Genomic DNA, 12,730 nt, shown 5'->3' with positions numbered 1-12,730 from the left:
GTACCGCGCGGGCTTGACCCAGCCTACTGCTGACCGCGTCGCCACTCTGCCGGTGACATACCCAGTTCACGACGAAACGCCCGGGTCAACGCGCTGTGCTCGGAGTATCCGGCCGCCTGTGCGATGTCAGCGATGGTGTGCGAGGTGTACGCAAGCGCATGTTTTACGCGTTGCAGGCGACATGCCGTCAACCAGGCCTGCGGGGAGCGCCCGAAATAGCCGACGAATAAGGCATGCAGGCGACTCACGCTGACGCCCACCTCCAGCGCCATCCGCTCGACGGTCCACATCGCATCCGGACAGGCGTCGATCCGAGAACACAAGGTGTGCAGTCGCGTGGTTCGCGACTCCGGTGCGAAGTGCAGCAGCAACAGGGACAACAGGCCCTCAGCATCGCCCCGCGCAACCAGGGGCGGCAACCGTCGTTTCGCATCCGCCGGTAACGCCAGCCAGCGCCGTTGTCTCAGCGTCTCATGCGTAACGTCGTCGAGCCGCGGCGGCGGACAGTCGAGGATCAGCACCGTGTCATCGGCCACGCCCGACTCGTCATGCAGCTCGCCTGCGGCCACGAAGGCGCCCTGCAGCTGACCGAGGCGATTTCCCCGACCGCCCAGCTCGAACTCGAGGTCGCCATGCAGCGGGATCACCCACTGCGCGTAGTCGTGGCGGTCAAGGCCGGTGGGCCGGCTGTAACTGCGCAGATGGATGGCCGGGCTCGACATGCCGCCAGTCTGCCGCCCACCGACCGTAGCCGGCAAGCCTTCATCCCGTCGGCGCGCGAGGGCTTGGCGACCCGCTGTTCCCCTGCTAACATTTGTGGCTCGTGTGGGGCCTTAGCTCAGCTGGGAGAGCGCGTCGTTCGCAATGACGAGGTCGGGGGTTCGATCCCCCCAGGCTCCACCAATCCGATACCGACAAAACAGCGCGTGGTGCTTCCGCACCTCGCGCTGTTTTGCTTTACGAGGCCTCGTGGTCCAGCCGGCGCTCGTCGTAGTCCGACTGCGCCTGCGCCATCGCCTGCCCGTGTCGGCTGGCCCAGATGCACAGCGCATCGAACGGATCCTTTAGCGTACGCCCCAGCGGGGTGATCGAGTACTCCACCGCGACGGGCGACAGCGGCAGCACGCGCCGCGCAACCAGACCGTTCCGCTCCAGCCGTCGCAGCGCTTCGGTCAGAGCCTTATGCGTGATCCCTTCCAGCCGGCGCAGCAGCTGATTGAATCGCACCGGGTTTTCACAGACCACGCTGAGGATCATCACCGACCACTTGTTGGCGATCTGGTCGAGGATCGGTTTGGTTTCGCGCACGTCGATCAGCGCGACTTCGTCGTCGGGGAGCGGAAGCCTGGGCGGCATGGAGATAACCTCGCGTATACCTACGCACTTCAAAGTGCATAATTGACCGTAGATATACGCCGTATACCATGATGCTTCAAGTCCTTCCGGAGCATCGTCATGTCGCAACTCAGTGGAAAAATCACCGTCGTTACCGGCGGTGGCAGCGGGATCGGGCTCGCCATCGCCCAGCGCTTCGTCAACGAAGGTGCCTATGTCTTCATCGTCGGCCGCCGCCAGGCGACACTCGATGACGCCATCGCCAGCCTCGGCGCCAACGCCGAAGCCGTGCAGGCCGACGTTACCGACGCCGTCCAGCTAGACCGTGTCTTCGCCACGGTCGTCGCCCGCAAGGGTCGCGTCGACACCCTCGTGGTCAACTCGGGCATCAGCGAATACAGCCTGGTCGACGACATCACCGAAGCGCACTTCGACGGCATCTTCGACCTCAACGTCCGTGCCGCGGCATTCACCGTGCAAAAAGCGGTGCCGCACATGCCCCCGGGCGGCACAATCGTGCTGATCGGGTCCATCGCGGATGCGATCGGCGTGTATGGCTACGGCACCTACGCCGCAAGCAAGGCGGCGCTGCGCTCGTATGCCCGCACCTGGACTGCCGAGCTGGTCAGCCGCGGCATCCGCGTCAACACGCTCAGCCCGGGCCCGGTCGACACCGAAATGATGGCTGCCGCTTCCGATGAGGTGCGCGAGACGCTGACCGCCCGCATACCCCTCGGCCGTATGGGCAGACCCGATGAGGTCGCCGCGGCGGCGTTGTTCCTGGCCTCGTCCGAGAGCAGCTTCATCGCGGGCGCGGAATTGTGCATCGACGGCGGCATGACACAGGTGTGACCGGTTTTGCTTTATGGTCATGGGATGACTTCCGACCTTAAAACCACGCCTTCCGTCCTTTTCATCTGCACCGGCAATATCTGCCGGTCGCCCACCGCCCATGCCCTGCTCATGCACAAGGCGGCCGAACTGGGCTGGGACGTCCGCGTCGACAGCGCGGCCGTCAGCGGTGAAGAGATCGGCAATCCGCCCGACTCGCGCGCGCTGACCGAGTTGCGTCGACGTGGCGTCGCCATGCCGACACATCGCGCGCGCCGCGTCACCGCCAGGGACTTCGAGGACTACGACCTGGTGCTGGGCATGACCGGGTCACACATCGACGCCCTCCGCCGTGTCGCACCCGACGCGGCGGACAAGGTCGGGCTGCTGATGGACTATGCGGACGGTCCGAAAGGCCTCGACGTGCCCGATCCGTGGTACGGCTCGGCGAAGGATTTCGTGCACGCGTTCGACATGATCGAGCGCGGCGTCGATGGCGTGATTCGTAAGCTCCGAGAGCCCGCCGCACGGTGACCGTTTCGGAACTCGACCATCTCGGGCAGCTCCTGGGCGAGCGCCCTGCCCGCCTGCATACGCTCTCCGGCGGCGACATCGCGCGCAGCGTTCGTGTCGAGCGGCAGGATGGCAGCCACGTCATGGCCAAGTTCCGTCGACCGGGACAAGTCGCGCTGACGCTCGAGGCGAGCATGCTCGATGACTTGCGTGCCGCGGGGCTCCCCGTGCCCGAGACGCTGGCGGTCGATGACGATGCACTCGTACTGGCGTGGGTCGACGATGGCGGCCGTGGCTTCGACGACGAGGTGCAGCGCGCCGCCGGTCGCGCTATCGCGACCATGCATGCGCAGCCCGTGGGCGATGAGTTCGGATATAGGCACGACACGGTGATGGGCAGCATCCCGCAACCGAATACGTTCGATCGCGACTGGATCGCGTTCTTTCGTGACCGGCGCCTGCTTTATATGGCGGGACTCGCGGACGACGCCGGTGAACTTCCTGCGGCGTTCCGCCATCGCATCGATGCCGTGGCCCGGCGTCTCGGCGAGTGGATCGATCCGGCGGTGCAACCGTCACTCGTGCATGGCGATCTGTGGGGAGGCAACATGCTCGCCACCGCCCAGGGCGGGGCATGCTTTATCGATCCGGCCATCTATCGCGGTGATGGTGAGGTCGACCTTGCGCTGGCGACGCTGTTCGGCAGTGTCGGGCCGGCCTTCTTCGAGGGGTATAACGAGATCCGGCCGCTCGAACGCGGATTCATGACGACGAGGCGGCACCTCTACCAGCTGTATCCGCTGTTGATGCATGTGCGCTTGTTCGGCGGCTCGTACCACGCCCCGCTCGACAGCACACTCGGAAAACTGGGCGTCTGACGATTCGCCCGGCCGTCAGCGACTCGACGCACCCAGGCGTTCGCGCAAATACGTCACCACCCGCATCGCCCTCATCGACAACGCCCACTCCGCTCGACGCACCAGCCAAAGCGTATCAACGACAGGATCGGCTCCACTCACCACCTGGATAGCCTCCTGCCGCGCAAACGCACGACGCGCATGCTCCGGAATCACCGTGAAGCCAAGTCCGCGCGCTACCGGCTCCAGAATCAGCCCGATCTGATTACTGAACCCTGCGACGGGAACACCCTTAAGACCACCGGCACCGGGAAATTGACGCGCCAGGAGCCGCGTCGCCATCGCCTGACCGTCGGGATGGTCAATGAAGCCAATCTGGACGAGATCCTTCCAACCCTTCACAGCGCGGTCGGCAGGAGCGACCAGTTCCAGCGCCTCAGTCGTAAACGGCTCGGCGGCCAGCGATTCGTCATCGGGCCGCAGCCTCATCAGACCGATTTCATAGCGGCTTTCCATCACCGCCGCGCGAACTTCGCTGTCCGGGGCAAAGCGATGGCGAATGACAAGCCCCGGATTCGCCTGCTGCAGATCCAGCAATAGCGGATACAGCGACAAGCCAATGCTTCCAGGCGTAATCAGACTGACCTCGCCCTCCAGCGCGTCGACATCCGACAGGCGCAGCTTCAGCGCCTTGTCGGCGCGGTCCACGTCACGGCAGTAGTCCAGTAGCGCGAGGCCGGCTGGCATCAGTTCGATGCTTCGGGGCCGGCGAATCACCAGGGGGCCCAGCCGGTCCTCGAGCTGACGGATGTGCTGGCTGATGGCGGCCTGGGTGACACCCAGTCGCTCGGCGACACGGGTAAAGTTACCGAGGTCGGCAAGCTGCCGGAAGCTCTCCAGCCATTGCGGTTGAATCATAAGATTCTCTTATCCGTGAGAGATTATTCGCGCGAGCGAACTTATGGTCATTATCGACCCTCACGCACAGGGCTGCTAGTCGTAATCGCCCGCGAAACGAGCCAGCCTGGAATAACGATAGTCCCCGCCTCCGCAAGGCGATCGAGGCGCCCATCCACCTGCACGGTCGCCCCGTACTGCCCACGCGATTCGGCAACCACCGGCGAAGCCGTGCGCATCCAAAACAGTCGTCGGGCCGTACTTCACGTCGCCGGTGACGGTCATCACGGTGTCGCGTCCGCTGACGTGTCCTCGAACATCGTGGACCTGAACGCGCGACGCCGAAGACCGGCTGATCCGGTACTTGATGCATCACTTGGCATGCAGCTTGCCTTTACCATGGCAGGCTGCGCCGGCGCGAACGGGATTCGGTGCCTCAAACGCTTACCGCCACTTGCCGGGAATGGACATTCGCAGTGGCTGATACAGGTCATGTTGGCAGGATGGGAATCAATTCGATGACACCGCCGCGCACCGCGCGCGTGCCCAGGGCACGCTTGTGCCTCGCACTGGCGCTGGCTCTGCACGGGCCTCTGGCGCTGGCCGCGGCGCCTTCCGAACGCGACGCTCTGATGGCGAAGGCACGCGACGAACGTAGCGCGGGGCACCGCGTCGACGCGCTGGCGCACTGCCAGGAGGTACTGGCCCGTTGGCCGGACGATCGCGAGGCACAGACGCTCAACGTCGCTTTATTGACGGAAATGGGCGCGACGACGCGCGCCAGGGAACTGGCGGCTCGCTTGCAGCCGCCCCAGAGCGTGGGCGATCGCGTTCATCTGGACGCCGATCACATCGCCCACGAGATCCGCTGGGCTAACGGCGAGCCCGCCGATCCGCGCGCACCCTACGCCGAGGCCGACCGCGCCGTGGCCGATGCCCGTCGCCTCGCGGACGATCCTCAGCTGGACGAGGGCCTGCGCCAGCGCGCGGAGCTGGATCTGCTGGTGGCGCTGGACCAGGCCGGTCGCGCGGACGAGGTGGTCACGCGTTACGACGCGCTTCGCCAGCGTAACGTCGCCCTGCCCGCTTACGTCGAGCGCGCCGTCGCCGATGCGCTGCTGGTCAGGCGCCGGCCGGCGGAAGCCGCAACCCTTTACGAAGACAGCATTGCCAAGGACCCGGGCCCCTATGGCGCCGCCGATTTCGAACCACGCATCGGCCTGATGTACGCCTATCTGGAATCCGGGCAGACGGACAAGGCCATCCGGACCATCGATGCGCTCGCCGCGAAAGAGCCGACATGGACGCGCGTGCCCGGTATCCGTGCGCCGATCCAGAACCAGCGCAAGGTCGATGCCGATCTCAACGCGGCCACGCTCCGCGAATACGTCGACATGCCGGCCGACGCGTACGACCGCCTTCTTCCGCTGTCGCGCGAGGCGCCCGCCAACTCGCAGATCCGTCGCGAGCTCGGCATGGTCGAGCTGGCCCGCGGCTGGCCACGCCGCGCGCAGGAAGACTTCAACATCGCCGGCACGCTCGACCGCCGCGATGTCGGCGCTTACATCGGTGAAGCCGATGCCGCGCGCGTGCTCAACGATTATGAAAGCGTGGACGAGGACCTGGGCGTCGCGCAGACCCTGGCCGACCGCAATGGGCGCGTCGCCCGCGCCGTGCAGTCGTGGAACCGCGAGCGCGGCTGGCAGTTCGATCTGAGCACCGAACAGGGCAAGGGCTCCAGCCCCGACTTCGGCGACCGCGACGCCACGACCCAGGCGTCGGCCGCGAGCCCGCTGATCGACGATCACTGGCGTGTGCTGGCACTGGCCCGTTATTCGACCGCCGACCTGCCCGAAGGCGACGTGCGTCGCTCACGCGTCGGCGTGGGCGTGATCGGCTATGCCCGTGGCCTCGAGGCTTATGTGCGAGCCCTTCCCGCCGCCGACCGTTATGTCGGCAAGACCGCCCTCGAGGCCGGCTTCGACTGGTCGATCACCGATCACTGGACCTGGGCGACCGATTACAGCACCGCGGGCGAAGACGCGCCGCTCCGTGGACAGTACTACGGCATTTCAGCAAAGACGCTGGATACCGCCGTCACCTGGAAGGCGAGCGAGCTGACCCAGGCGCGCCTGGGCCTGTCGCGCGACAACTTCAGCGACGACAACAAGCGCACGTCATGGACCGCCTCGCTGACCCAGCGACTGCACACCGCTCCCAATCTGGCGCTGGACGGCGGCATCGAACTGGGAGGCTCGATGAACACTCTGACCGATCGCCCCTACTTCAACCCGCGCCGCGACAAGAGCTACGCGATCACGGGCCGCCTGCAGAACCTGCTGGGCCAGTGCTACGAGCGCTCGGTCACACAGCGGATCGACGTCGCCGTGGGACAGTACGCCGAACAGGGCTACGCGACCGACTGGATGGCCACCATCCGCTACGGTCAGACGTTCCAGCCACGCGCCGGTATCCGGCTGGGCTGGGGAATCGGCTGGCACAACCAACCTTACGATGGTCAGCGCGAACACCGCTTCGTCCTCGACCTGACGATGCACTGGGGAGAATGAGAGTCATGCGTCCGCTGTTGTTTCTGCTGATCCTGCTCGGAGCGGCCCTGTCCGCCGCCGCGCAGCCGGTCGCCGCCCCGCACCCCACCCTCATCGTCCTGGCCTACCACGACGTGCGCGACGACGTCGGCCTTCAGGCCGATCACGATCCGGATGCGACCAGCACCGATCACCTCATCGCTCATTTCGACTGGCTGCGCGCCAACGGCTACAACATGGTCAGCCTGTCGCAGGTCGTGGACGCCAGCAACGGCGGCAAGCCCTTGCCGAAGGACGCCGTACTCCTGACCTTCGACGATGGCCTCGAGAGCTTCTACACCCGCGTGTATCCGCTCCTGCGCGCCTATCACTACCCCGCGCTGCAGGCGGTCGTCGGCTCGTGGATGGACATGCCCGACGGCAAGCACATGCCGTACAACGGCGGTGACTGCACGCGTTCGTGTTTCCTCACGTGGGATCAGGTCGCCGAGATGCAGAAGTCCGGCCTCGTCGAGTTCGGCTCGCATACGTGGGAGATGCATCAGGGGCAGAACGGCAACCCGCAGGGCAACCAGATGCCCATGGCCGCCTCGATCGCTTACGACAACGCCACGAAGCACTACGAGACCGAAGCCGAATACGCCGCGCGCGTCCGTAAGGATCTTTCACACAGCGCGGATGAGATCGCCGCGCACACCGGCGTGCGCCCGCGCGCGGCGGTGTGGCCTTACGGTGCCTACACCCGCGTGGGTCGCGAAGTCGCCGCCGACCTCGGGATGAGCGTGTCACTGAGCCTGGGCGACAGCGTCCCCACGCTGATCCCGGGCAAGACGATCCCGCGACTGCTGGTCAGCGGCAACGTCACCGCCAACCGCCTCGGCTGGCTGATGCGCCATCAGGCCCGTGTCGACGCCACGCGCGCCGTACAGGTCGACCTCGACTACATCTACGACCCCGATCCGGCGCAGCAGGACCGCAACCTGTCGAAGCTGCTCGACCGGATCAAGCGGATGCACCCCAGCCAGGTCTGGTTGCAGGCATACGCGGACCCGGACGGTGACGGCGTGGCCGATGCCGTCTATTTCCCCAACCGTCACCTGCCGGTGCGGGCGGACCTGTTCTCGCGCGTTTCATGGCAGCTGCGTACCCGCGCCGGCGTGCGTGTCTACGCGTGGATGCCCGTGCTGGCTTTCCGGTTCCCGGACGGCAAGGATCTGCCTTCCCTCGCGGGCGAGCCCAAGCCCGGTGGCGATCATTTCCGCCTCGCGCCGTATGACCCACGCGTGCGCAGGATGATCGGCGATGTGTACGAAGACCTCGCGATGCATGCCGACGAGGCGGGCATCCTGTTCTCCGACGACGCGTACATCCGCGATACCGACAACCTCGGCCCGTGGGCGAAGAACACGCCTGCCCAGAACACGCAGGCGCTCATCGATTTCACGAAGGAACTGACCGAGCGCATGCGCCGCTGGCGTCCGCAGGTACTGACAGCGCGCAATCTCTACGCGCGCCCGGTGCTGCAGCCGCAGGCGGAGGCCTGGATGGCGCAGAGCCTGCCCGCATTCGTCGCCGCCTATGACATGACCGCGATCATGGCGATGCCGCAGCTGGATCAGCAATCGGACCGCCTGGGCTGGTATCGCAAGCTGACCGCACAAGTCGCCGCCGTGCCGGGAGCCATGGAGCGGACACTGTTCGAATTCGCCACGATGAACTGGCGCACGAAGAAGCCGATCCCCGATCTCGACCTTGCCGCGCGCATGCGCGCGGTCCAGGCGCAGGGCGCGCGTCACATCGGTTATTACCCCGACGATTTCCTGCACAACCATCCCGACCTGGAGACGATCCGTCCGTTCATCTCCGCCTCCGACTATCCTTATCCGGCGCCGGCACGATGAACGGCGGCGTTCTGCATGCCCTGCTCGAATTCGCGTTCTTTTATCCGCTGGTGATGTCGCTCATCTGGATGAGCGGCGGCGTCATCTATTTCCTGCGCTGGGAACGCAACGAGCCGATACGGGTCAGGCCGCCGGACCTGGCCGAATACCCGATGGTCACCCTCATCGTGCCATGCCACAACGAGGGCGAGCAGGTGCGCGAAACGATCGCGCACCTGGCGTCGCAGCAGTACCCCAACTTCGAGATCATCGCGGTCAACGACGGCTCGACCGACGACACCGGAGCACAGCTCGACCAACTGCTGGACCAGTACCCGAAGCTGCGCGTCATCCACATGGCCAGCAACCAGGGCAAGGCGATGGGTCTGCGCGCCGCCGCACTCGCTTCCAACGCCGACTTCTTCGTCTGCGTGGACGGCGACGCGCTGCTCGATGACTACGCCACGCACTGGCTGGTCTCGCACATGCTGGACAGTCCTCGGGTCGCCGCGGTCACCGGCAATCCGCGCATCCGCAATCGTTCCACGCTGCTGGGCAAGCTGCAGGTGGGCGAGTTCTCCTCGATCATCGGACTGATCAAGCGGGCGCAACGGGTGTACGGCCGTATCTTCACGGTGTCCGGCGTGATCGCCGCGTTTCGCAAGAGCGCGCTGCACGACGTCGGTTACTGGAATACCGACATGGTGACCGAAGACATCGACATCAGCTGGCGCCTCCAGATGCGTCACTGGGAAATCCGCTACGAACCCAATGCGCTGTGCTGGATTCTCATGCCCGAAACCGTGCGCGGCCTGTGGAAGCAGCGCCTGCGCTGGGCACAGGGTGGCTCCGAAGTCCTGCTTCGCTACACCGGCAAGCTGATGCGCTGGCGGCAACGTCGCATGTGGCCGGTGGCGCTCGAGTATGTGATGAGCCTGGTCTGGTCGTACACCATGGCCGTCATCGTCACGCTGTGGGCGCTCGGCAAGTTCGTCGAGCTGCCCCGCGAGTACTACGTCGACACTCTGCTGCCGCACTGGCACGGCGTCGTGCTCGGGATCATCTGCCTGCTGCAGTTCCTGATCAGTCTGCTGGTCGACCGCCGCTACGAAACCCGCATCGGCCGCAACTATTACTGGATGATCTGGTACCCGCTGGTGTACTGGCTGCTCAACACGGCGACCTCGATCGTCGCGATGCCCAAGGCGCTGATGAAGCCCAAGGGCAAGCGTGCGGTATGGGTCAGCCCGGACCGGGGACTGCGATGAAAGCCGAAGCGATCGTTATCCAGCGACCGGAGCGTCAGTCGCGCGTCCAGAAGGCCGTCTTCGGCACGGTCACCGTCGTCGCCTGGGTGGCCTGGGCGTTTCTGTGGATGCCGCTGATCACCTTCGCCGCCTGGGTCTTCGGGGCCCGCTCCGCGTGGGTGCAGTTCTATGTCGAGAACCGCATCGGCGATGGCGGCGACATCGACGTGATCTTCCTCGTCGCTCTGCTCTGCGCGCTCGTTTTCACGTCGTGGTCGGGCTATAACCACGCGCGCTTCGCCGGCAGGCAGAAACGCCGTGGCAACAAGCCGTTTACCGTGGAAGAAACCGCGAGGGAGATCGGCGCCAGCACCGACGACGCCCTGCGCATTCAGGCCCATCGCCGGGCCGTGGTGAGCGTCTCCGACGAGGGCTACATGACCGTGCAGGACGTGCGCTAGCGGGCCCTCAGGACGAACACGCCGAAGGCGGGATCGGGCGATATCCACTGCCGCTCGACTGTCCACCCGCCCGCCTCGGCCAGCCGTGCGAACGACGCCGGTGTGAACTTGTGCGAGTTCTCGGTGTGGATCGACTCGCCCGCGGCGAAGGCGAAGGTCTGCCCCGCCACCTGCACCTGTTGCGCCTCACGGCTTACCAGATGCATCTCGATCCGCTCCAGCGCCACATTCCAGACGGCACGGTGCTCGAACGACAGAGGATCGATATCGCCACCAAGTTCACGATTGATCCGCACCAGAACGTTGCGGTTGAACGCCGCCGTGACGCCTTCGGCATCGTCATAAGCGGCCAGCAGCACATCGGCGTCTTTCACCTGATCGGCGCCGACGATCAGGTGCGCGTCGGCACCCAGCCGTTCGCGTATGGAACGCAGCAGTGCGATCGCTTCAGCCGGGGTGAAGTTACCGATGGTCGAACCCGGAAAGAACGCCACGAGTGGGCGACCGGCCACGGCCACCGGCACGTCGATTCCCGATGTGAAATCGCCGGCGACCGGATGGACCGGCAGCGCGGGATAGTTCGCTGCGAGGCTCTGCACCGCCCCCTGCAGGGCGTCCGCGCTGATATCCACGGGAACATACGCCGAAATCCACGGCGCGGCATCGAGCAGCACCCGCGTTTTCTCGCTGGCCCCGCTCCCCAGTTCCAGCAGGACCGCGCCTTGCGGAATCGTGCCTGCGAGATCGTCGGCGATGGCGTGCAGCAGCGCGGTCTCGGTGCGCGTCGGGTAATACTCGGGCGTGCGGCAGATCGCCTCGAACAGCGCCGACCCCGCACCGTCGTAGAAATACTTCGGCGAGAAGTGCTTGCGCTCCGCCGAAAGCCCGGCGAGCGTATCGCGCAGAAAGGTCAGGCGTTCGCCGTCGGGCGAACCGTGGACATCGCGGGCGAGACGAACGCCGCTGAACATCCAGCGCTGACCGGGCCGGTAAAAGTTGCGGTATGACGGACGCGAATGTCCGTGCGGGGTAACGCTCGCACCACCGCGCAAGACCATCTGCCCGACCATGAACTTGCCGTTGTATTCGCCCACGGCATCGTCGGCCGCCCGGAAGCCGGGATACGGAAGATAGGCGCTGGCCGTCCACTGCCAGGCGACGTCATCGATCTGCTCGAGCCTGCCTTGCGTGCGAACGGCATGTTCCCACTCGGCCTCTGTCGGCAATCGCGCACCCGCCCAGCGCGCGAAGGCGTCCGCTTCGTAGTAACTGACGTGCGTTACGGGTGCATCGGGATCCAACGGCCGCCAGCCACCCGGCGTCATGTGCGACCACACGTCGCCCTCGCGCCGCCAGTACAACGGTGCCGTCCAGTCTTCTTCCTGCCGCTGCGCCCAGCCATCCGACAACCACAGATCCGGGCGACGGTAGCCACCAAGGGCGATGAAGGCGAGCCACTGGCCATTGGTGACGAGGCGGTCGGAGATTTCGAACGGCTCCAGCCACACGGTATGACTGGGCCCCTCGTTGTCGAAGGCGAACGGTTCATCCACGGCACCGATGCGCACCGGGCCGCCGGTGACCCGATGAAAGCGTCCGCCAGGTCCGGCCGCGGGCGCAGGCCACGCCGGATCGAAAGCCGGTCGCAGCGGCGACTGGGCGAACAGGTGCTGCGCGTCCATCACCAGGAGTTCCTGGTGCTGTTCCTCATGGGCGAAACCGAGCCGGACCAGCGCCTCGACGTCGGCACCCGGGTCTGTGCGCAGGAACGACCGCATATGCATGTCGACATGATGCCGGTACGCCAGCACGTGCTCGCTCGTCGGCCGTGTCAGCAGGCCGCGCATCGGTCGGGGATGCCGCGGACCGACCGCTTCGTAATAGGAATTGAACAGATAGCCGAAGTCCGCGTCGAACACGTCGTAGCCCGGAACGTTGGGGCCGAGGACGAAGGTTTCGAAGAACCACGTGGTGTGCGCGAGATGCCACTTGGCCGGGCTGGCGTCCGGCATGGACTGAACCACCATATCTTCCGGACCGAGCGCGGATACCAGGGACTCCGTGTGAGCGCGCACGCGCTCGTAAGTCGCGCCGAGACTCTCCCCCGGCGTACATCGCGCGCACGCCGGGGTGACGTCTTCGAGAAAAGCTTGCATGGGT

11 protein-coding genes and 1 tRNA gene are annotated in these 12,730 nt (G+C 65.7%); 8 read left to right on the top strand and 4 right to left on the bottom strand.

Features of this window, described 5'->3' with window-relative positions; translation table 11 throughout:
- Positions 1-23 precede the first annotated feature (23 nt).
- A complete protein-coding gene (locus FA85_RS19505; protein ID WP_036113680.1) occupies positions 24-722 on the bottom strand; it encodes a helix-turn-helix transcriptional regulator in 699 nt (232 codons plus the stop codon).
- Positions 723-827: 105 nt separating this feature from the next.
- Here FA85_RS19505 and FA85_RS19500 point away from each other — a divergent pair.
- Positions 828-903 (top strand) — tRNA-Ala (locus FA85_RS19500).
- A 54-nt stretch (positions 904-957) separates the two neighbouring features.
- On the opposite strand, the gene FA85_RS19495 is transcribed toward FA85_RS19500, so the two are convergent.
- Complete coding sequence (locus FA85_RS19495) at positions 958-1,356, bottom strand: winged helix-turn-helix transcriptional regulator (protein WP_051943723.1); 399 nt, start codon at positions 1,354-1,356, stop codon at positions 958-960.
- 99 nt (positions 1,357-1,455) lie between these two features.
- On the opposite strand from FA85_RS19495, the gene FA85_RS19490 reads away from it, so the two are divergent.
- Genes FA85_RS19490 through FA85_RS19480 form a run of 3 tightly spaced genes read left to right on the top strand, consistent with a single transcriptional unit; the run spans position 1,456 to position 3,557 of the window.
- The gene (locus FA85_RS19490) at positions 1,456-2,187 is read left to right on the top strand and encodes an SDR family NAD(P)-dependent oxidoreductase (RefSeq protein WP_036113683.1); all 732 of its coding nucleotides are present in this window, start codon (positions 1,456-1,458) and stop codon (positions 2,185-2,187) included.
- Positions 2,188-2,211: 24 nt separating this feature from the next.
- On the top strand, positions 2,212-2,700 hold the full coding sequence (locus FA85_RS19485) for a low molecular weight protein-tyrosine-phosphatase (protein ID WP_036113687.1): 489 nt from the start codon (positions 2,212-2,214) through the stop codon (positions 2,698-2,700).
- Positions 2,697-3,557, top strand: a complete 861-nt coding sequence (locus FA85_RS19480) for a fructosamine kinase family protein (protein ID WP_036113690.1) — start codon at positions 2,697-2,699, stop codon at positions 3,555-3,557. The genes FA85_RS19485 and FA85_RS19480 overlap by 4 nt, the downstream gene beginning before the upstream one ends.
- 15 nt (positions 3,558-3,572) lie before the next feature.
- Here FA85_RS19480 and FA85_RS19475 read toward each other — a convergent pair whose 3' ends face one another.
- Entirely contained in the window at positions 3,573-4,454 is an 882-nt protein-coding gene (locus tag FA85_RS19475; protein ID WP_036113692.1) for a LysR family transcriptional regulator, read from the bottom strand.
- A gap of 497 nt (positions 4,455-4,951) precedes the next feature.
- Between FA85_RS19475 and pgaA the strand changes: the two genes are divergently transcribed.
- Genes pgaA through pgaD form a run of 4 tightly spaced genes read left to right on the top strand, consistent with a single transcriptional unit; the run spans position 4,952 to position 10,570 of the window.
- The gene (gene pgaA, locus FA85_RS19470) at positions 4,952-7,003 is read left to right on the top strand and encodes a poly-beta-1,6 N-acetyl-D-glucosamine export porin PgaA (protein ID WP_036113693.1); all 2,052 of its coding nucleotides are present in this window, start codon (positions 4,952-4,954) and stop codon (positions 7,001-7,003) included.
- A 5-nt stretch (positions 7,004-7,008) separates the two neighbouring features.
- Positions 7,009-8,883: a poly-beta-1,6-N-acetyl-D-glucosamine N-deacetylase PgaB gene (pgaB, locus tag FA85_RS19465; protein ID WP_051943724.1), complete on the top strand. Its 1,875-nt coding sequence runs from the start codon at positions 7,009-7,011 to the stop codon at positions 8,881-8,883.
- Positions 8,880-10,130 (top strand): poly-beta-1,6-N-acetyl-D-glucosamine synthase, encoded by a 1,251-nt coding sequence (gene pgaC / locus FA85_RS19460; protein ID WP_036113696.1) that lies wholly within the window; start codon positions 8,880-8,882, stop codon positions 10,128-10,130. The genes pgaB and pgaC overlap by 4 nt, the downstream gene beginning before the upstream one ends.
- Entirely contained in the window at positions 10,127-10,570 is a 444-nt protein-coding gene (pgaD, locus tag FA85_RS19455; protein WP_036113697.1) for a poly-beta-1,6-N-acetyl-D-glucosamine biosynthesis protein PgaD, read from the top strand. The genes pgaC and pgaD overlap by 4 nt, the downstream gene beginning before the upstream one ends.
- On the opposite strand, the gene egtB is transcribed toward pgaD, so the two are convergent.
- On the bottom strand, positions 10,567-12,726 hold the full coding sequence (egtB, locus tag FA85_RS19450; RefSeq protein ID WP_036113698.1) for an ergothioneine biosynthesis protein EgtB: 2,160 nt from the start codon (positions 12,724-12,726) through the stop codon (positions 10,567-10,569). The genes pgaD and egtB overlap by 4 nt on opposite strands.
- Between the last annotated feature and the right edge of the window lie 4 nt (positions 12,727-12,730).

Source organism: Luteibacter mycovicinus (genome assembly GCF_000745235.1).
GTDB lineage: Bacteria > Pseudomonadota > Gammaproteobacteria > Xanthomonadales > Rhodanobacteraceae > Luteibacter > Luteibacter mycovicinus.
Note: the sequence above shows the minus strand (reverse complement) of the source record. Positions and strands in the feature narration are given on the sequence as shown.